Origin of the sequence: Embleya sp. NPDC020630 (genome assembly GCF_044334985.1) — a bacterium.
GTDB lineage: Bacteria > Actinomycetota > Actinomycetes > Streptomycetales > Streptomycetaceae > Embleya.
Window position 1 is genome coordinate 17,986 of record NZ_JBIRUB010000002.1, and the last position, 17,951, is coordinate 35,936.

A 17,951-nucleotide genomic window follows, 5' to 3' on the forward strand; every position below is an offset into this window, starting at 1 on the left:
GGTTCGAGACGGTCCCCGCCTTCGAAAACCACGGTCGTCGACGAGCCGAGGTGGAGATCACATTGCGCCGTCCCCGCACCCCTCGGGCAGGATCGACGCAGGTCACCGGGACCGAGTCGCCGGGTGCCAGGGTCGGATGGATCCTCCCCGACCGCCCACCGTGCACAAATGCACAAGCAAAAGGACGAAGGGTACCAGACGGCCCCTTCGGTACTGCGCGCGGCCTCGAAGCACCGGCGACTTCGATCGGTGGATACTTCCAAACATGAGCAACACGGATCGCCCTCGCATCCTCATCGTCGGCGGCGGCTACGTTGGTCTGTACGCCGCCCAGCGCATCCTCAAGAAGATGCGCTTCGGCGAAGCGACCGTCACGGTCGTCGACCCGCGGTCGTACATGACCTACCAGCCCTTCCTCCCGGAAGCGGCCGCCGGCAGCATCTCACCGCGCCACGTCGTGGTGCCGCTGCGCCGTGTCCTGCCCAACGCCGAGATCGTCAACGGCCGGGTCACCTCCGTCGACCACGACCGCAAGGTGGCCCTCGTCGAGCCGCTGGCCGGCGAGTCCTACGAACTCGGCTTCGACTACATCGTCATCGCGCTCGGCTCCATATCGCGGACCTTCCCCATTCCCGGCCTCGCCGAGAACGGCATCGGTCTCAAGACCATCGAAGAAGCCATCGCACTGCGCAACCACGTGCTCGGGCAGCTCGACCTGGCCGACTCCACCACCGACGAGGACATCCGCCGCAAGGCGCTGACGTTCTGCTTCGTCGGCGGCGGCTTCGCCGGTATCGAGGCGCTGGCCGAGGTCGAGGACATGGCCCGCGACGCGGTGCGTTACTACAAGAACCTCAAGCGCGAGGACATGCGCTTCGTGATGGTGGAGGCGGCCAACCGCATCCTCCCCGAGGTCGGTCCCGAGCTCGGCGCATGGACGCTGGAGCGGCTGAAGAGCCGGGACATCGAGTTCCACCTGGAGACCTCGCTCAAGTCGTGCGTCGACAAGCACTGCGTGCTCTCGAACGACATCGAGTTCGACGCCTCGACGATCCTGTGGACCGCGGGCGTCAAGCCCAACCCGGTGCTGTCGGAGTACGGTCTGCCGCTCGGTCCGCGCGGCCACGTCGACACCCGCACCACCCTCCAGGTGGTCGGCATGGACAACGTGTTCGCCGCCGGCGACAACGCGCAGGTGCCGGACCTGGCCGTGGGCGAGGGCGCCTGGTGCCCGCCGAACGCGCAGCACGCGCTGCGGCAGGCCCGGGTCCTGGGTGACAACGTCGTCTCGGTGATGCGTGGCTTCCCGCCGCAGGAGTACAAGCACAAGAACCTCGGCGCGGTGGCCGGCCTCGGTCTGCACAAGGGCGTCGCGGTGATGTTCGGCCGGTTCAAGCTCAAGGGCCTGCCGGCCTGGCTGTTCCACCGCACCTACCACGGTGCGATGGTGCCGACGTTCAACCGCAAGTTCCGGGTCTTCGCCGACTGGACGCTGTCGGCGTTCTTCCGGCGCGAGATCGTCTCGCTCGGCGCGATGGAGCACCCGCGCGACGAGTTCGCCGAGGCGGCGCTGCCGGCGCCTCGGCCGGCCGCGGAGCCCGTGGCCAAGTCGTAGGTCGTTCGCCGCGAAGCCCGGTACGCCTTGTGCGTACCGGGCTTCGTCGTGTTCCCTCGGTCAGCTCGTGCGCTGTGCCTCGAAGCGCTTCATGCGTTCCAGGACCAGGTCGGCGGTCGGCGCGACCATCTCGTCGACGATCCGACCGTCGGCCAGGAACACCACGCGGTCCGCGTAGGAGGCCGCGTTCGGGTCGTGGGTGACCATCACGATGGTCTGGCCCAGGTCGTAGACGCTGCTGCGGAGGAAACCCAGCACCTCGGCGCCGGAGCGCGAGTCGAGGTTGCCGGTCGGTTCGTCGGCGAAGATGATCTCCGGCTTGCTCGCCAGCGCGCGGGCGCACGCGACACGCTGCTGCTGGCCGCCGGACAACTCGCTCGGCCGGTGCCTGAGCCGGTCGCGCAGCCCGACGGTCTCGATCACGTGGTCGAGCCAGGCCTTGTCCGGCTTGACCCCCGCGATGTCCATCGGAAGCGTGACGTTCTCCAGCGCGGTGAGCGTGGGCAGCAGGTTGAACGACTGGAAGACGAAACCGACCTTCTCCCGACGGAGCAGGGTGAGCTGCTTGTCGTTCAGCGCGGACAGCTCCGCGTCGCCGAGCCGCACCGAGCCGGCCGTGATCGAGTCGAGCCCCGCCATGCAGTGCATCAGCGTGGACTTGCCCGACCCGGAGGGCCCCATGATCGCGGTGTACTCCGCGCGCCGGAAGCCGACCGAGACGCCGTCGAGCGCGATCACCCGCGTTTCGCCCTCGCCGTAGACCTTGGTCAGGTCGGTGGCGACGGCGGCGAGCGCGCCGTGCGTCCCGGCTCCCGCGATGGGTTCGGTGGCGGTCACAGGAGACCTCTTTCCTTGGGTTCGCAGGGCGACGGAAGGGTTCCGATTCGTGCTGCCTACCCACGCTTCCACAAGATTGCGCAGGATCCAGGACGTCTGATCACACTTACTCACGCTTCGTCGGTTTCGCTCACGCCTGGTCGCAATCGATCGCGCCAAGCGGCGCCGACGGTGGCCTCGCGCCCCTCCCACAACCGTCGCCGGCCGGCTCGAAATGGGACTCCCGACTCGGGCGCAGGTGCCGGGCGACCGCAGCCGAATGCGGTATATCCCCTGATCAGGCGCCTCAAAGCACCCATTCGGCATCATCCGTGCGGCATCGGGACGGGTTGCCCTCGGTCGCTCCCCATGATCGAACGGGTCGCCGCGAGCCGTTCACAAGGCGGCAAAAATCAGGGGGTCAACCCGGTGCGCCGAGGCCGCTACGCTCAGCATCGCCCCCGGATGGTGGAACGCAGACACGAGGAGCTTAAACCTCCTTGGCCGCAAGGTCGTGCGGGTTCGAGTCCCGCTCCGGGGACCAGATGATCATGGCTCTGACCTGCGGGAAGGCCATTTTCAAGATCGCTGCCGTTGACAGAAGTGCGGGTCTGTCAACGGACGAGCGAACGAAGATCATTCACGGTCACCCCCTGTGTACCGGTCGGAACTGCGGTTCCGAATGTGAAGATGACGCTCTCATCGATAGAAATTTCGATCGAACCCATCGGCTGTGCTATCGCGCGCCGCCGCGGCGGGCGGCCACGGCATCCGGGGACGGCGCCGTGGTCGATGGACAACGATCGGCTTCGCGATGGATTCCATCCGACTTTTTATGACCGGACAGTGACCACGGGCACAAATCGCGTGTCCGAGGACGTTGAAAGGGAAGGATGGAGCCCCCGGGACCTTTACTCGGGGATTACTCTTTTAAGCCACGACCCCCACCCGGGGGCATGGAGGAGATGACATGAGGAGCAGCAACCCGGTGCTCACGCGGCGGGGGGCGTTCGAGACCGGCCGGCAGCAGCAGGCCGGCTACGGAGCGCCGCAGCCCGGGCCGCAGGGCGCCCCGTTCGGTGGGCCGCAGCAGCCGCCGATGCAACCGATGACCCCCGAGCAGCTTCAGGAGATGTACCGGGCGCAGTCCGCCGGTCCGCTCCAGACCGGCCGGATGACGATCGACGACGTGGTCGCGCGTACCGCGATGACGTTGTTGACGGTCGTCGTCACCGGTGCGCTGTCGTGGGCCTTCCTGCCGTTCGAGAACTTCGGCTGGGCGATCGGCGCCGCGCTCGCGGCGTTCGTCGTCGCGATGGTCCTGACCTTCAAGCGGGAGATCAGCCCGGCCCTGGTGCTGACCTACGCCGCGCTCGAGGGTGTCTTCCTGGGCGCGATCAGCCATGCGTTCGAGCAGCAGTACAGCGGCATCGTCGTCCAGGCCGTCCTCGGCACGGCCTCGGTGTTCGTGGGTGTGCTGGTCGCGTACAAGTCCGGCTGGATCAAGGTGACGAGCCGCTACGCGCGGATCGGCATGGCGATCGCCATCGGCTTCGTGCTGCTCTCGCTCGTCAACGGCCTCGCGATCCTGATCGCCGGCGGCGACGGCCTCGGCCTGCGCAGCGGACCGCTCGGCATCGTGATGGGCATCCTCGGCATCCTCATCGGTGCGTTCTTCCTGTCCCTCGACTTCAACGAGATCGAGCAACTGGCCGCCCAGGGCGTCCCGGAGAAGGAAGCGTGGCGGTCGGCGTTCGCTTTGACCGTGACCCTCGTGTGGATCTACATGGAGGTCCTGCGCCTGCTGTCGATCCTGCGGGACTGACGCGGGTGACGGGCCTCGGCCCGACCACGCGAAAGCGGCGGTGCCCCCACTCGGGGGCACCGCCGCTTTCGCGTTCGCGGGATCGGCGGAGGGTGCGGCGGACGTCGCGCGTGCGCGCGATCAGCGTGTCCGGGGTCTTCGACGGGGGGCCGACAGCGGATCGGCCGCGGGTCGGCGGATCAGCTGACTCCGCCCGGCGCGTGCCGGCGGCGCTCGTGTTCGCGGACGATGGCGAGGGCGTGGCCGTGTCCGAGGTTGTGCTCGCCCTGGAGCCAGGAGACCCGGTCCTCGAACCGGGAGAAGGCCGGACCGGCCTCGATCTCCCGGAACCATTCGGGGAGTTCGCGGCCGGTGCAGGCGGGCACCCGGGCCACGAGGTTGCGGTGGGTCTCTTCGGAGAAGTGCAAGGACATAAGCGCCTCCGGTGAGCGTTCCGTTACCCGAGCGTGCATGACGGGCGAACGGTTGGCAAGCGGTCGAAGCCGGCCCACGCGCGGTGCGCGCGCTGGGTACGCTCCGGTTATGTCGTCCCGCATCCCCATCCCGCCGGTCGGGAAACCGTCCGTTTCCCTCACGGTCGATCTGGGCCCGTTCCTCAAGGAGTCCGGCGCGGTCGCCGACCGGCTCCGCCACCTGTCCGAGGCCCGGCTCAAGGCCCCGCTGACCGCCCGTCAGGAGGGCGCGCCGAGCCGGGCGGGCGCCGCGCTCGCGCTGGCCCAGTGCCTGGCCGATCTGGCCGCCGCGGTGGAGGGCGAACCCCGGCGCGAGGTGCCGGATTTGGGGGTGTTCGTGGTCGGCGATCAGATCGCGGTGACCTCGGGGGACCTGGCCGCGGCGCTGGAGCCGTTGGCCGAGGAGCACCCGCTGGGCCTGGACGACGGCGAACCGACGACGGCGGGCGATGTGGTGCGCCGGGCCCGGGAGATGGTCCGGGAGCTGGCCGCGGCGATCTGACGCCCCGGGCGCGGGGCCGGCTATGCCGGGGGGCGGACGTACAGGCGGTCCGCGAGGGCGAAGGTGGTGTCCTCGTCCAGGCCGAAGGTCAGCGTCCAGCCGCCGCCGATCTCCGAGGTGCCGAGCAGCCGGACCGGGCGACCCAGGGACAGCGCGATCTCGATCAGCGTGGTGGCCTCCGGGTCGCCGGGCATCACCACCAGCGAGCTGCCGTCGGCGAAGTCGAGCACGTCCAGGCCGCCCGCGCCGGCGGGCGATCCGGTGCGCACGCGCGTGACCGGGGTGCCGCCGACGACCAGGCCGGTGAGGTAGCCGGCGGTCAGGTGGGTGGGCAGCAGCGGGGTCAGGTTCTCCGAGGGGTGCGGGCGGCGGGCGCCGTCCTCGTCCGACTCGGGGCGGTCGTCCGGGAGGTCGTCGCGTCCGTGCCTCGGCACGGTCAGCGCCGGCCGCTCCGGCTCGCGGTCGCGGAAGAGGTGGTCGACGAACGCCTGGTCCCAGACCTCGGCGCCGGCCCGGGCCCGGCGGCGTCGAGCCATCCGTCGCACGACGGTGGTCACCGCGGCGGCGCACGCCGCGGTGAGCAGGACGGGGACGATGTACACGTTCGGCATGATCCGCAACCCTCGGCCGACCCGGAGAACCCTTCCCCTCCAGGGTCGCGCCGTCGCCGCCTTGCCGCCAGGGCGCGACGTCCCGACGGGATGGGACCTCGGGCCCACGCGGGCGCGGCGTCCGGGTCAGCCCGCGCGGCCCGCCCGGGGTGTCCCGGACCGGCCGCGCGGCTCGTCGGTGCGATCGACGTGGTGCGTACGGGTCAGCTCATGCGCTCCAGCACCATGGCCATGCCCATGCCGCCGCCGACGCACATCGTCTCCAGGCCCCACTGCTTGTCGTGCCAACGCAGCGAGTTGATCAGCGTGCTGGTGATCCGCGCGCCGGTCATGCCGAACGGGTGGCCGATCGCGATCGCGCCGCCGTTGACGTTCACCTTGTCCAGGTCGAAGCCGAGGTCCCGGTAGGACGGGATGACCTGTGCGGCGAACGCCTCGTTGATCTCGACCAGGTCGATGTCGGCGGAGGTCAGGCCGGCGCGGGCCATCGCGATCCGCGAGGCCTCGACCGGGCCGTAGCCCATGATCTCGGGCGACAGGCCGGACACGGCGGTGGAGACGATCCGGGCGAGCGGGGTCAGGCCCAGCTCGCGGGCCTTGGTGTCGGACATCACGATCACCGCGGCGGCGCCGTCGTTGAGCGGGCACGCGTTGCCGGCGGTGATCGTGCCGTCCGGGCGGAAGACCGGCTTGAGACCGGAGACGCCCTCGAGCGTGGTGCCCGCGCGCGGGCCGTCGTCCTTGCTCACCACGGTGCCGTCGGCCAGGGTGACCGGGGTGATGTCCTCGGCCCAGAAGCCGTCGGCGATCGCCTTCTCGGTGAGGTTTTGCGAACGCACCGCGAACTCGTCCTGTTCGGCGCGCGAGATGCCCTTGTGCTGGGCCAGGTTCTCCGCGGTGAAGCCCATCCCGATGTAGACGTCGGGGAGCAGGCCGGCCTCGCGCGGGTCGGTCCAGGTCGAGCCCTCTTCGACGGCCGCGGCGGTACGGGCCGCGGCGTCGGCGAAGAGCGGGTTCTTGGTGTCCGGGATCGAGTCGCTGCTGCCCTTGCCCCGGGTGCTGGTGACCATCTCGACGCCGGCGGAGATGTACGCGTCGCCCTCGCCCGCGCGGATCGCGTGCATCGCCATCCGGGTGGTCTGCAGCGAGGAGGAGCAGTAGCGGGTGATCGTGGTTCCGGGCAGGTGGTCGTAGCCGAGCAGGACCGAGACGTTGCGGCCCATGTTGAAGCCCTGCTCGCCGCCCGGCAGGCCGCAGCCCAGCATCAGGTCGTCGATGTCCTTCGGGTCGAGCGCCGGGACCTTGTCCAGGGCGGCGCGGACCATCAGGGCGGTCAGGTCGTCCGCCCGCAGGTCCTTCAGCGAACCCTTGAAGGCGCGGCCGATCGGGGAACGGGCGGTGGCGACGATGACTGCTTCGGGCATCGGGACTCCTATGTGGTCTTCGCGGCCGTCGGTACGAGGACCCCGCGAGGACTCTCGTCGGTACGGATGCGCAACTGACGCTTGAAGTTACTGCCTGGTAGCCGAAAGCGGGAGGGGTGGATCGTGCGACCTGCCCCACGCCCGAACTGACGGCCAGTCAGATTTCCTTCGCCACATTACCCCGGACGTCCTCGAATGGGTTCGATGGATTCGACCCCGGGTTCGATGGACCCGATCCGCGGTCCGCCCCGGACCTCCCGCCGGCCGCCCCGGGCCCCTCGGCGGCCTCGGCGGGGCCCTCCGGGTCCACCGTGGCGGGCGTCGGGATCTGCTGCCGCCGACGGTGCCGAAGCAGCGCCCAGCGACCGCGCGGGCCGCGTTCGCGACCGCCCACGTCGGTGCCGGCCACCTCGGTGCCGCCCTCGGCCGCCGCCTCGATCGCGGCCTGCGCGATGGGCAGCACACCCTCGCCGCGGAAGCTGTCCGGGCGCACCTCGTCCAGCGGCCACAGGTCGAGCGCGGCGCACAACGACGGCAGCGAGGCCATCGCGGCGGTGGCGTAGCCCTCGACCGAGGGGTGGAAACGATCCGGGCCGAACATCGCCTTGGGGCGGGCCAGGAACTCCGGCCCGAGCAGCGCGCCGAGCGAGACGGTACGCCCGCCCGCCTCGACCACCGCGATGGTCTGCGCGGCGGCCAGATTGCGGCTCCACTGCCGGGCCAGGTAGCGCAGCGGCTGCGCGATCGGCTCGATCGTGCCCAGGTCGGGGCAGGTGGCCACGACCACCTCGACGCCGGAGGCGATCAGCCGGCGGGTGGCCTGTTCGAGGTGGCGCACCGACTCGGCGGGGCGCATCCGGTGGGTGACGTCGTTGGCGCCGATCATGATCATCGCCACGTCGAGCTCGTGCCGCAGGGCGAGCGTGACCTGGCGCTCCAGGTCCGAGGACTGGGCGCCGGACAGCGCGACGTTGACCAGTCGCACCGGCTGTTCGGCGACCGCGGCCAGGCCGGAGGCGAGCAGCGCGCCGGGGGTCTGCATGGGGTCCTCGACGCCGAGGCCGGCGGCGGTGGAGTCGCCGATCATGGCGAACACGATCGGCTCGTCGGGCTGGTCGCCGTACTCGCCGTACACACCGTCCGCGGTCGGCGGTTCGCCGTCGGGCTCGCCCACCGTGCGGCGGGCCATCTTCGCCTCGGTGTACAACACCGCGAACATCGCCCCGGTCAGCACGCCCACACCGCCGCCGCCGAACGCCGCGGCGGCGGCGACCCGACGGGCCATCCGGGTGCGCATCATCGCCGTGCTCCGCGGCCTGCCGTCGTGTCCAAGGCCTCGGTCTCCTCCCCGTCACGGACTCCACGCCGACCCTAACCGACCGTCAGGTTCGTCGGCGGGTACCGGGCGGCGCGCCGGCGCGGGCGCGTTGGACCGGCCCCGCGCGGCCGTGGGTCGCGGAACGGGAACACGTGTTCGCGCGGGTCGGCCCGGCCATCCGCCCTGGAGATCGAAAGGGGCCACTAGGCTGGGAGAAGTTCGCGCAATGTGAGGATTTCGGGCCATCCGGCCCCGGCTGATGCGCACTCATGGCGGAGGTTCCGTGCGGTACCACGAATCCATGCTCGACCTGATCGGGGACACCCCCCTCGTCAAGCTCAACTCCGTCACCTCGGGGTTGTCGGCGACGGTGCTGGCGAAGGTCGAATATTTCAACCCCGGCGGGTCCGTGAAGGACCGCATCGCCGTGCGGATGATCGACGCGGCCGAGCAGTCGGGCGCGCTGCGTCCCGGCGGTGTGATCGTCGAGCCCACCTCCGGCAACACCGGCGTCGGGCTCGCCATGGTCGCGCAGCGGCGCGGATACAAGTGTGTGTTCGTCTGCCCGGACAAGGTCAGCATGGACAAGATCAACGTGATGCGGGCGTACGGGGCCGAGGTGGTGGTCTGCCCGACCGCCGTCGACCCCGAGCACCCCGACTCGTACTACAACGTCTCGGACCGACTGGTGCGCGAGACGCCCGGCGCGTGGAAGCCCGACCAGTACTCGAACCCGGAGAACCCGCAGTCGCACTACCTCTCCACCGGCCCCGAGCTGTGGGAGCAGACCGACGGCCGGATCACCTGCTTCGTGGCGGGCGTGGGCACCGGCGGCACCATCTCCGGGACGGGACGGTTCCTCAAGGAGGTCTCCAACGGCGGCGTGCGGGTGGTCGGCGCCGACCCCGAGGGCTCGGTGTACTCCGGCGGCAGCGGCCGGCCGTACCTGGTCGAGGGTGTGGGTGAGGACTTCTGGCCGACCGCGTACGACAGCGCGGTGCCCGACGAGATCATCGCGGTGTCCGACCGGGACTCGTTCCTGATGACCCGTCGACTCGCCCGCGAGGAGGGCCTGCTCGTCGGCGGCTCGTGCGGGATGGCCGTGGTCGCGGCGCTGCGCGCGGCCGAGCGGCTGGGTCCCGACGACGTGGTCGTGGTGCTGCTGCCGGACTCCGGGCGCGGCTACCTGAGCAAGATCTTCAACGACGAGTGGATGGCCGACTACGGCTTCCTGGACGCGGACCAGGGCGAGGCCACCGTGGCCGACATCCTCGCCCGCAAGCAGGGCGACCTGCCGGCGCTCGTACACGTGCACCCGGAGGAAACGGTCGGCGACTCGATCGCGATCCTGCGCGAGTTCGGGGTCAGCCAGATGCCGGTGGTCAAGCCCGGCGCCGGGCACCCCGACGTGATGGCCGCCGAGGTGGTCGGCTCGATCGCCGAGCGCGACCTGCTGGACGCGCTGGTGGCCGGTCGGGCGTCGGCGGGCGACCCGTTGGAGAAGTTCATGTCGGCGTCGATGCCGGTGATCGGCTCCGGCGAGCCGATCGCGCGGCTCGCGCGGGTCCTCGAGCAGGCCGACGCGGCGCTGGTGCTGGTGCACGGCAAACCGCAGGGTGTGGTCACCCGGCAGGACCTGCTCGGCCACCTGGCGGGCTGAGTCGCCCGCGTTTCGCCACCGGGGCACGACGTCATCGGATCGGTTCACCGAGGACACGTTCACGTAGTCGACGCGTAACACCGTCTCGACACCGTGGGGGTGGACGGGGACGGATCACGAGGACCGCCCCGGTGGCGAAGGGCGGTGCGGTGATGGAGACGACGACTGCGGCGATTCGGGGTCGGGCCAGGCTCACCATGGTGGGCGGGGTCGGCGTGGGCGAGTGGCCCGCGCGGGTACGGGTGCGCACGGCCCGGATCGAGGACGCCGCCGAGGTCCGCGCGATGCACGAGCGGTGCTCGCCGGAGACCCGGCGATTGCGCTACTTCACCTCGACGCCGCGATTGCCGGACAGCGCCCTGGCCAAGCTGCTCGCGCCGGCCGACGGGCTGAGCCTGGTGGCGGTCGGCCCCGACGGGGCGATCGGCGCGCTGGCCACGCTGTTCCACCCCGAGGGGGAGCGGGTGGGAGAGGTGGCGCTCCTGGTCGAGGACGGCTGGCAGCGGCACGGTCTCGGCACGGCGCTGCTGCGCGCGCTGGCGGAGCACGCGGCGGCGCGCGGGGCGACCGGGCTGCGGGCGCACGTACTGCCGTGGAACCGGCGGATGCTCGCCCTGTTCGAGCGGGCCGGGCTGGTCGGCAGGTGCGGCTACGAGGACGGCGTGGTGCTGGTGGAGGCGGAGCTGCCGGCGGGGGCGCTCTCGACGGAACGGTGCGCGTAGGCCGGGGTGGCGTGCCGGGGGAGTGGTGTGCGAGGGGCGGCCGGAAGGGTGGCCTGCGGACCTGCTTATTTGCCTCTGAGGCAAGTTAATTGCCTCTCCGGTCCATGCCTGCCTAGTCTCGAAGCATGGTCGCTCCTCCACGTTACGACACCGGCGATCCCGACCCGGAACCCGCCGACCCGGAAGCCGCCGAGGCGGTGCCGACCGGGCTCGGTGACCGACTGCGTGCGGCGCGGCTGGCGAACGGCTTCAAGCTCGACGAGGCCGCCCGGCTGACCAGGCTCTCCGTCGCCTACCTCTCCCGGCTCGAACACGAGCGCCGGCAACCCTCGTTGCCCGCGCTGCTCACCCTGGCCCGGGTGTACAACACCACCGTCTCCGAACTCCTCGGCGAGGACGCCGCGGCGACCGAGCCCGTGGTCCGTGCCCGTGCGGCCGAGCCGGTCGAGGCGCACGGCTGGACCTACTGGCGCGTGGGCAGCCCGCGACGCGGCATGCAGGCGCTGCGGGTCCGGGTGCCGGCGGGGCGGGCGGACGGGCCCGGCCGGGTGCATCCGGGCGAGGAGTGGCTGTACGTCCTGAGCGGGCAACTCCGGCTGACCCTGGACGGGGCGACCCACCTGCTCGCGCCCGGCGACGTGGCGCACTTCGACTCGGGCCTCGCGCACCGCATGGAATCGGCCGACGCGTACCTGCCCGTCGAGTTCCTGATGGTCCACGCGGCGCCCGCGCTGGTCGCGTTCTCGCCGTGCCTTCCCGCCCACATATGAGGAGTTCGCCGTGATGGAGAGCGAGAAGAGCCGGGCGACCGGGATGTGGATCCGGATCGCGATCTACATCCTCGGATTCTCCGTGGTCTTCGGGGCGCTGATGGTCACCGCCGTGACGTACGGCCACCGCTGAGCGCACGGGGCGTCGCCCCGACACGGCGGCGCGGTGGTGCGCGGCGCGTCAGCGCGCCGGGGGTCGGTCGTGGGCCCGTAGGCTCGCGCCCATGGAAAACCCGACTTCCTCCGAGTCCACGACCCGCTACATCCGGCTCAACCTCGAAATCGTGCTCGAGGTCACCGACGCGGACGCGCTGCGCGCCGCCGCGTTGGACAGCGTCAAGGCCGACGAAGAACTCTCGTCCGGCGACCGGGCCGACGCCATGGCCGCGATCGAGAGCGACCTGGCCGAGTCCGTCTCGTACCTGATCGACCCGTTCAGCCTGGTCGAGGAGATCGCCGGCACCGAACTGAGCGAGGCCGGTTGGCAGTCCGAGGGCGCCGAGTACCTGCCCGAGGACGACGACGAGGACGACGAGGACGCCTGACGCGTCCCGGGACACCCTGTTCCGTCCCGGGCCCGACCTCCTGTTCCCACGTGCCCCCACCCGCGCACCGAGTCCTCCGTCCCCGCGCCCCGCAAAGCCCCGGCTTCGCGGGGCGCAGTTCGTTGCCGCTCGACCGCGTGGTGCGCCGATCGCCGCGCGTGCGCCCCTCGGGATGGGTGGTGCGCCGGCGCCCGGCACCGGCGTACGGCGCAAGTGGGCGTCCCCGTAGGGGTGAATCGGCGGCGAACCGGGCGGTGGGGCGTTGCCGATCGTCGTGGGCTTCGTTGTCCCACGTGCCGCATCCGTTCGTGCGGCACTGTGACATGGAGGAAGAATGAACACGGTCAAGAAGGCGGCCTTCATCACCGTCGCCGCCGGTGGCATCCTCGCCGCGGGCATCGGTGGGGCCAGCGCCAGCTCCGAGGCGGACGGTGCCGCCGTCAACTCCCCGGGTGTCGCCTCGGGCAACAACATCCAGGTCCCGGTGCACATCCCGGTCAACCTGTGCGGCAACAGCATCAACGTCATCGGCCTGGTGAACCCGGCGTTCGGCAACGTCTGCATCAACGCCGGCTGAAACTTCGCACCATCGCGGTGGGCGCTGTACGGGGCAACCGGTCCCGGAACGGCGCCCTCTGGCGTTTTCGGGCCGGTCCCGGGTGCCGCGCGGGTCGACGCGACCCGCGCGGCACCCGGGACCGAGGTCCCGCTCAGGCGTGGGTGCCGCCGTCGATGCGCAGCGACGTGCCGGTGACGAACTTGCCGTCGTCGGAGGCGAGCGCGGCGATCATGCCGGCGATCACGTCCGGGTGGGCCATGCCGTCGCCGATGATCGGCATCAGCTTGCCGAAGAGCTCCCAGTCGGCGTCCTCCGGAACCTGGTTCGGGGTGTCGTCGACGATGCCGCTGGAGATGCTGCCGGGTGCGACGTTGACCGCGCGCAGCCCCTGGCGGCTGTACTCCAGGGCGATCGCGTGGGTGAACGCGTCGATCGCGCCCTTGCTGGCCGCGTAGGCCGCCATGTACGGGTGCGCGAAGCTCGCCGAGGTCGAGCTGAAGTTGATCACCACACCGTTGCCGGTCTCAAGCAGCGCGGGCAGCGCGGCGCGGGTCATCAGGAACGTGCCGGTCAGGTTGATCGTGATGATCTGGTTCCACTTGTCGAGCGGGAAGGTGTGGGTGTGCCCCGCCCGCAGGATGCCCGCGGCGTTGACCAGCACGTCCAGGCCGCCGAACCGCTCGACGGTTTCGGCCACGCCGGCACCGACCGCGGCCTCGTCCGACACGTCCAGCACTCCGGTGGTCAGCCGGGCGTCGAGGCCCTTCTCCGCCGCCATCGCGCGGGTCTTGTCCAGCCCGTCGGCGTTGACGTCGACCGCGTGTACGGAACCCGCCTCGCTCAGCAGCCGCAGCACCGTGGCCTGGCCGATGCCCGAGCCGCCGCCGGTGACGATGATGCGCCGATCCTGGAACCGCTCCACAGTGTTTCCTCCTTGGCCGGGGATGCAGGGGTCCCATCACAGGCGGTTCCCGATGCGGGAGCAAGCCTCCTGAACGGTTGGCCGGGAGTGAAATGAAACATGTTCCTGTCCCTCGACAGGAACGACGAACGGCCGATCGGATTAATTCGCCCGGATTGCGTGAGGAACCGACAGGGAAGGGGTCACACCTGTGTGAGGGGAGCCCCCACCTCTCACGAAAGCGGCGAAAGACGAGGTTCCAGTCATGGCAGACGTACCCGCCCGCCCGGCGACCAAGAGCGACACCAGCCCGGAGCGCGTCCAGCGCCCGTCGACCGGAGCCTCCGGCGCCTCGCATATGACGGAGGTGACCGCGCTGGCCACCGACCGCGGTCGCACCTCGATCGCGGACGGCGTGGTGGCCAAGGTCGCAGGGCTCGCGGCGCGCGAGATCCCGGGGGTGTACGCCCTGGGCAGCGGGGTCTCCCGGGCCTTCGCCGCGATGCGCAAGGCGGTCCCGGGCGGCCGTCCCGACGTCGCGCGCGGGGTCAGCGTCGAGGTCGGCGAGAAGCAGTGCGCGATCGACCTGAGCCTGGTCGTCGAATACGGCGCGCCGATCGCCGAGGTCGCCGCGGCGGTGCGCGACCACGTGATCGAGTCGATCGAGCGGATGACCGGCCTGGAGGTGGTCGAGGTGGACATCTCCGTGGATGACATCCACATCGAACAGGACGACGACGAGGGCTCCACGCGCAACCTGGCCTGAGCCGGGAACGCCGCGAGGGCGGGCCGGGGATCGCCCCGGACCCGCCCTCGCCGCCTCGGCGCGGTCAGCGCCGCCGACCGCGCATGCCCAGCCCGACGGCGCCCACCATGACCATCACGATCGAGGCCGCGAACACCGACCACGACATCGTGTCCAGCGAGTCGGTGAACACGCCGTAGACGGCCTCGATGCCGTCCCGGTTCAGCGTGTTGCGGGCGGCCAGCTCGTCGGCGACCGGACCGCTCGCGGCGTTGACCAGGATCAACAGCAGGCCGCTGGTGACGAACAGCCCGACGCCGGTCATCACCAGCGCGCGGAACCGGTTGACCGCGACCGCCAGGCCGAGCACCAGCAGTACGAGGGTCAGGATCGGCAACCACCGACCCGCGTCGTCCACCGCCTGGAGCGCGTCCCGACTCTGCTTGGCGTCGGAGGCGTGCGGCAGTTGCGCGAGGTCGATCGCGATGTTGGTCGGCACGCCCGCCTTGGAGACCGGGATCCCGGCCTTGTTCAACTGGCCCACGATCGCGTCGACCGGGCTCTTCAGGTTGACCACGACCTCGTCGCCGTTGGTCTGCACGTTCTTGCTGTCCCGGCCCAGCAGCGAGGACAACACCACGTCGTGCGCCGTGGAGACGCCGTCCTTCCAGACCGCCTTGAACGTCGGCTTGGCGATCTCCTCGGTCACCGCCGTCTGCACCACCTGGCGCGGCACCTGATTGCGGACCCCGGGCGGCAGTTGCCGGATCACCTCGTCGGTCATCAGCCGCGCGACCTCATCGCGGATCGCCGACTCGTCGATCAGCTCGACCGCGTTGTCGGTGAATCCCTGGTCGGAGACCACCTCCCAGCGCAACCACAGCGCCGACAGGGCCGGGATCGACAACAGCACGGCCAGCACCAGGCTGATCCCGGCGACGGTGCCGCGCAGCGCGCCGAACGCGGGTCGGGCGGGTTGTGGTCGCGGCGGCGCGCCGTGGCCGCCGCCGGGCGCGCCCGGACCGCCGGGGCGGTACCCACCACCCGGGTCGTATGGCGGTGGCGCCGGTGTGGCCGCGTAGGGCGGGGGCGGGGGCGGGTAGCCGCCACCCTGGCCCGGATACGAGCCCGGGGACGAGTGCATCGCGCTTCCTCCGTCGTAGTCGGCGGACCGCCGTGCGGTTCGGCCCGGTCCCGGAAGGGTCTCACCCGCTTCCCGCTGCCGATGCCGCATGTCCGGTCTTGTGCCTGTTCGGTGACACCGCGGATACCGGCCGGGTCGATACCGGTGATCCGCGGAGCCGGGCATAGCCTGCGGGGATGGACAGTGTGGACAACGCACCGCAAGCCGGCCGCCGGCGACCCCGGGTGGGCCATATCCAGTACCTGAACTGCCTGCCCATCTACTGGGGCCTGGCCCGCACGGGCACGCTGGTGGATCTGGAGCTCACCAAGGACACTCCGGACAACCTCAACGACGCCCTGGTGCGCGGCGACCTCGACATCGCGCCGATCAGCGTCGTCGAATACCTGCGGCACGCGGACGACCTCGTGGTGCTCCCGGACATCGCGGTGGCCGCCGACGGGCCCGTGATGTCGGTCATGCTGATCAGCCAGGTGCCGATCGAAGAGCTGGACGGCTCCCGGGTCGCGCTGGGCTCGCAGAGCCGCACCGGGGTCCGGCTGGCCCGGCTGCTGCTCGAGGAGAAGTACGGCGTACGGCCGAAGTTCTTCACCTCGGCGCCCGACCTGGGCCTGATGATGCAGGAGGCGGACGCCGCCGTGGTGATCGGCGACGTCGCGTTGCGCGCGACGCTCTACGACGCGCCGCGCCTGGGCCTGAAGGTCTACGACCTGGCCGAGGAGTGGAAGCAGTGGACCGGGCTGCCGTTCGTATTCGCGGTGTGGGCCGCGCGCCGCGACTTCCTGGCCGCGCATCCCGCCGAGGTGCGCGAGGTGCACCGGGCCTTCCTGGAGTCGCGCGACCTGTGCATGCGCGAGGTGGACAAGGTCTGCGAGCACGTGGCCCGGTGGGAGGCGTTCGACGCGGCCACGCTGGAGCGCTACTACACCGAGGCGCTCGACTACTCGCTGGGCGCGCGCCACCTTGCCGGGATCGCCGAGTTCGCCCGCCGTACCTCGCACGACACCGGGTATCCGGCCGACGTCCGGGTCCGGCTGCTCGACGCCCCGCAGGCTCCGTGAGCGCGCCGGATAGGCTCGTTCGCGAGTCGCAGTCGTTCCACTCGTATTCGTTCCATGCGGAGGCTTCCCCGTGATCAGCGATCTCCAGCCGGTCCTGGACCGGGCCGCCGACGGTGGGCGGATCACGCCCGAAGAGGCACTCGCGCTGTACGTCCACGCGCCGCTGCACGCGCTGGGTCGAGCCGCCGACGCCGCCCGCCGCAAGCGCTACGCGGACACCGTCGACATCGCGACGTACATCATCGAGCGCAACATCAACTACACGAACGTGTGCGTCACCGCGTGCAAGTTCTGTGCCTTCTACGCCCCGCCCAAGAGCGAGAAGGGCTGGGTCCGGGAGATCGACGACATCCTGCGCCGGTGCGCGGAGACGGTCGAACTCGGCGGCACCCAGATCATGTTCCAGGGCGGGCACCACCCCGACTTCGGCGTCGAGTACTACGAGCGCTCGTTCGCCGCGATCAAGGCCGAGTTCCCGCAGCTGGTGATCCACTCGCTCGGCGCGTCCGAGGTCGCGCACATGGCCAAGGTGTCCGGTGTGGGCATCGAGGAGGCCATCTCGCGGATCCACGCGGCGGGCCTGGACTCGTTCGCGGGCGCCGGCGCCGAACTGCTTCCGGAGCGCCCGCGCACCGCGATCGCCCCGCTCAAGGAGTCGGGCGAGCGCTGGCTGGAGATCATGGAGACCGCGCACGGCCTGGGCGTCGAGTCCACCTCGACGATGCTGATGGGCACGGGCGAGACCAACGCCGAGCGGATCGAGCACCTGCGGATGATCCGTGACGTGCAGGACCGCACCGGCGGCTTCCGGGCCTTCATCCCGTACACCTACCAGCCGGAGAACAACCACCTGAAGGGGCGCACCCAGGCGACCCTGCTCGAATACCTGCGCCTGATCGCGGTCGCCCGGCTGTTCCTGCACAACGTCGCGCACATCCAGGGCTCGTGGCTGACCACGGGCAAGGAGGCCGGCCAGCTGACCCTGCACTACGGCGCGGACGACCTGGGCTCGGTCATGCTGGAGGAGAACGTGGTCTCCTCCGCCGGCGCCAAGCACCGCTCGAACCGGATGGAACTGCTGCACCTGATCCGCGCCGCCGGGCGCGTCCCCGCGCAGCGCGACACCACGTACAACCACCTGATCGTGCACGACGACCCGGCGAACGACCCGGTCGACGACAAGGTGATCTCCCACCTGTCCTCCACCGCCATCCCCGGCGGCACCGCCCGCCCCGAGCCGCCTCGCACACAGCTGAAGGTGGTCGACGCGCGCTGAGCCCG

Annotated in this window: 19 protein-coding genes and 1 tRNA gene; 13 read left to right on the plus strand and 7 right to left on the minus strand. The window is 70.8% G+C overall.

Annotation, left to right across the window (positions count from 1 at the left end):
- The first annotated feature begins 265 nt into the window (after window positions 1–265).
- Window positions 266–1,615 (plus strand): NAD(P)/FAD-dependent oxidoreductase, encoded by a 1,350-nt coding sequence (locus tag ACH4XV_RS06160; protein WP_395787114.1) that lies wholly within the window; start codon window positions 266–268, stop codon window positions 1,613–1,615.
- A 60-nt stretch (window positions 1,616–1,675) separates the two neighbouring features.
- Here ACH4XV_RS06160 and ACH4XV_RS06165 read toward each other — a convergent pair whose 3' ends face one another.
- Complete coding sequence (locus ACH4XV_RS06165) at window positions 1,676–2,452, minus strand: ABC transporter ATP-binding protein (protein WP_395787116.1); 777 nt, start codon at window positions 2,450–2,452, stop codon at window positions 1,676–1,678.
- A 438-nt stretch (window positions 2,453–2,890) separates the two neighbouring features.
- Between ACH4XV_RS06165 and ACH4XV_RS06170 the strand changes: the two genes are divergently transcribed.
- Both ACH4XV_RS06170 and ACH4XV_RS06175 read left to right on the plus strand, forming a co-directional pair.
- Window positions 2,891–2,975: transfer RNA gene (locus tag ACH4XV_RS06170), tRNA-Leu, on the plus strand.
- A 426-nt stretch (window positions 2,976–3,401) separates the two neighbouring features.
- Window positions 3,402–4,256, plus strand: a complete 855-nt coding sequence (locus ACH4XV_RS06175) for a Bax inhibitor-1/YccA family protein (RefSeq protein WP_395787118.1) — start codon at window positions 3,402–3,404, stop codon at window positions 4,254–4,256.
- A gap of 179 nt (window positions 4,257–4,435) precedes the next feature.
- On the opposite strand, the gene ACH4XV_RS06180 is transcribed toward ACH4XV_RS06175, so the two are convergent.
- Window positions 4,436–4,669, minus strand: coding sequence for a DUF4287 domain-containing protein (locus tag ACH4XV_RS06180; protein WP_078975854.1), 234 nt, complete (start codon window positions 4,667–4,669; stop codon window positions 4,436–4,438).
- A gap of 109 nt (window positions 4,670–4,778) precedes the next feature.
- Here ACH4XV_RS06180 and ACH4XV_RS06185 point away from each other — a divergent pair, with 109 nt between their 5' ends.
- Entirely contained in the window at window positions 4,779–5,210 is a 432-nt protein-coding gene (locus tag ACH4XV_RS06185; RefSeq protein WP_395787120.1) for a hypothetical protein, read from the plus strand.
- 20 nt (window positions 5,211–5,230) lie between these two features.
- Here the strand turns inward: ACH4XV_RS06185 and ACH4XV_RS06190 are convergent, their stop codons facing one another.
- The 3 genes from ACH4XV_RS06190 to ACH4XV_RS06200 form a co-directional block, all read right to left on the minus strand.
- Entirely contained in the window at window positions 5,231–5,821 is a 591-nt protein-coding gene (locus tag ACH4XV_RS06190; protein WP_395787121.1) for a hypothetical protein, read from the minus strand.
- Window positions 5,822–6,024: 203 nt separating this feature from the next.
- Entirely contained in the window at window positions 6,025–7,245 is a 1,221-nt protein-coding gene (locus ACH4XV_RS06195) for an acetyl-CoA C-acetyltransferase (protein ID WP_395787122.1), read from the minus strand.
- A 157-nt stretch (window positions 7,246–7,402) separates the two neighbouring features.
- Window positions 7,403–8,545: an SGNH/GDSL hydrolase family protein gene (locus ACH4XV_RS06200; protein ID WP_395787124.1), complete on the minus strand. Its 1,143-nt coding sequence runs from the start codon at window positions 8,543–8,545 to the stop codon at window positions 7,403–7,405.
- A 301-nt stretch (window positions 8,546–8,846) separates the two neighbouring features.
- Between ACH4XV_RS06200 and ACH4XV_RS06205 the strand changes: the two genes are divergently transcribed.
- The 6 genes from ACH4XV_RS06205 to ACH4XV_RS06230 all read left to right on the plus strand — a co-directional run bounded on the left by ACH4XV_RS06205 (window position 8,847) and on the right by ACH4XV_RS06230 (window position 12,837).
- Entirely contained in the window at window positions 8,847–10,223 is a 1,377-nt protein-coding gene (locus ACH4XV_RS06205) for a cystathionine beta-synthase (RefSeq protein WP_395787125.1), read from the plus strand.
- A gap of 131 nt (window positions 10,224–10,354) precedes the next feature.
- Entirely contained in the window at window positions 10,355–10,945 is a 591-nt protein-coding gene (locus ACH4XV_RS06210; protein WP_395787127.1) for a GNAT family N-acetyltransferase, read from the plus strand.
- A 125-nt stretch (window positions 10,946–11,070) separates the two neighbouring features.
- A complete protein-coding gene (locus ACH4XV_RS06215) occupies window positions 11,071–11,715 on the plus strand; it encodes a helix-turn-helix domain-containing protein (protein ID WP_395787128.1) in 645 nt (214 codons plus the stop codon).
- A gap of 10 nt (window positions 11,716–11,725) precedes the next feature.
- Window positions 11,726–11,848, plus strand: a complete 123-nt coding sequence (locus ACH4XV_RS06220; protein ID WP_380014181.1) for a hypothetical protein — start codon at window positions 11,726–11,728, stop codon at window positions 11,846–11,848.
- Between the two features lie 91 nt (window positions 11,849–11,939).
- Window positions 11,940–12,260 carry a hypothetical protein gene (locus ACH4XV_RS06225; RefSeq protein ID WP_078975846.1) on the plus strand — a complete coding sequence of 107 codons (321 nt, stop codon included), beginning with the start codon at window positions 11,940–11,942 and terminating at the stop codon, window positions 12,258–12,260.
- A gap of 334 nt (window positions 12,261–12,594) precedes the next feature.
- Window positions 12,595–12,837 (plus strand): chaplin, encoded by a 243-nt coding sequence (locus tag ACH4XV_RS06230; RefSeq protein ID WP_395787130.1) that lies wholly within the window; start codon window positions 12,595–12,597, stop codon window positions 12,835–12,837.
- Between the two features lie 133 nt (window positions 12,838–12,970).
- On the opposite strand, the gene ACH4XV_RS06235 is transcribed toward ACH4XV_RS06230, so the two are convergent.
- Window positions 12,971–13,741: an SDR family NAD(P)-dependent oxidoreductase gene (locus ACH4XV_RS06235; protein ID WP_395787131.1), complete on the minus strand. Its 771-nt coding sequence runs from the start codon at window positions 13,739–13,741 to the stop codon at window positions 12,971–12,973.
- A gap of 244 nt (window positions 13,742–13,985) precedes the next feature.
- On the opposite strand from ACH4XV_RS06235, the gene ACH4XV_RS06240 reads away from it, so the two are divergent.
- Window positions 13,986–14,486, plus strand: a complete 501-nt coding sequence (locus ACH4XV_RS06240) for an Asp23/Gls24 family envelope stress response protein (protein ID WP_395787132.1) — start codon at window positions 13,986–13,988, stop codon at window positions 14,484–14,486.
- Window positions 14,487–14,550: 64 nt separating this feature from the next.
- On the opposite strand, the gene ACH4XV_RS06245 is transcribed toward ACH4XV_RS06240, so the two are convergent.
- Entirely contained in the window at window positions 14,551–15,609 is a 1,059-nt protein-coding gene (locus ACH4XV_RS06245; protein WP_395787134.1) for a hypothetical protein, read from the minus strand.
- Window positions 15,610–15,785: 176 nt separating this feature from the next.
- On the opposite strand from ACH4XV_RS06245, the gene ACH4XV_RS06250 reads away from it, so the two are divergent.
- Together ACH4XV_RS06250 and mqnC are read left to right on the plus strand one after the other, a co-directional pair.
- Window positions 15,786–16,670, plus strand: coding sequence for a menaquinone biosynthetic enzyme MqnA/MqnD family protein (locus ACH4XV_RS06250; RefSeq protein WP_395787135.1), 885 nt, complete (start codon window positions 15,786–15,788; stop codon window positions 16,668–16,670).
- A 70-nt stretch (window positions 16,671–16,740) separates the two neighbouring features.
- Window positions 16,741–17,946 (plus strand): cyclic dehypoxanthinyl futalosine synthase, encoded by a 1,206-nt coding sequence (gene mqnC / locus ACH4XV_RS06255; RefSeq protein WP_380014196.1) that lies wholly within the window; start codon window positions 16,741–16,743, stop codon window positions 17,944–17,946.
- The last annotated feature ends 5 nt before the right edge of the window (window positions 17,947–17,951 follow it).

Bases quoted from the DNA above. Each gene is read 5' to 3' on its own strand.
- ACH4XV_RS06200 (WP_395787124.1), bottom strand. From the start codon at position 8,545: ATGATGCGCACCCGGATGGCCCGTCGGGTCGCCGCCGCCGCGGCGTTC.
- ACH4XV_RS06250 (WP_395787135.1), top strand. From the start codon at position 15,786: ATGGACAGTGTGGACAACGCACCGCAAGCCGGCCGCCGGCGACCCCGG.
- ACH4XV_RS06215 (WP_395787128.1), top strand. From the start codon at position 11,071: ATGGTCGCTCCTCCACGTTACGACACCGGCGATCCCGACCCGGAACCC.
- ACH4XV_RS06245 (WP_395787134.1), bottom strand. From the start codon at position 15,609: ATGCACTCGTCCCCGGGCTCGTATCCGGGCCAGGGTGGCGGCTACCCG.
- ACH4XV_RS06190 (WP_395787121.1), bottom strand. From the start codon at position 5,821: ATGCCGAACGTGTACATCGTCCCCGTCCTGCTCACCGCGGCGTGCGCC.
- ACH4XV_RS06225 (WP_078975846.1), top strand. From the start codon at position 11,940: ATGGAAAACCCGACTTCCTCCGAGTCCACGACCCGCTACATCCGGCTC.
- ACH4XV_RS06230 (WP_395787130.1), top strand. From the start codon at position 12,595: ATGAACACGGTCAAGAAGGCGGCCTTCATCACCGTCGCCGCCGGTGGC.
- ACH4XV_RS06180 (WP_078975854.1), bottom strand. From the start codon at position 4,669: ATGTCCTTGCACTTCTCCGAAGAGACCCACCGCAACCTCGTGGCCCGG.
- ACH4XV_RS06240 (WP_395787132.1), top strand. From the start codon at position 13,986: ATGGCAGACGTACCCGCCCGCCCGGCGACCAAGAGCGACACCAGCCCG.
- ACH4XV_RS06185 (WP_395787120.1), top strand. From the start codon at position 4,779: ATGTCGTCCCGCATCCCCATCCCGCCGGTCGGGAAACCGTCCGTTTCC.
- ACH4XV_RS06160 (WP_395787114.1), top strand. From the start codon at position 266: ATGAGCAACACGGATCGCCCTCGCATCCTCATCGTCGGCGGCGGCTAC.
- ACH4XV_RS06195 (WP_395787122.1), bottom strand. From the start codon at position 7,245: ATGCCCGAAGCAGTCATCGTCGCCACCGCCCGTTCCCCGATCGGCCGC.
- ACH4XV_RS06175 (WP_395787118.1), top strand. From the start codon at position 3,402: ATGAGGAGCAGCAACCCGGTGCTCACGCGGCGGGGGGCGTTCGAGACC.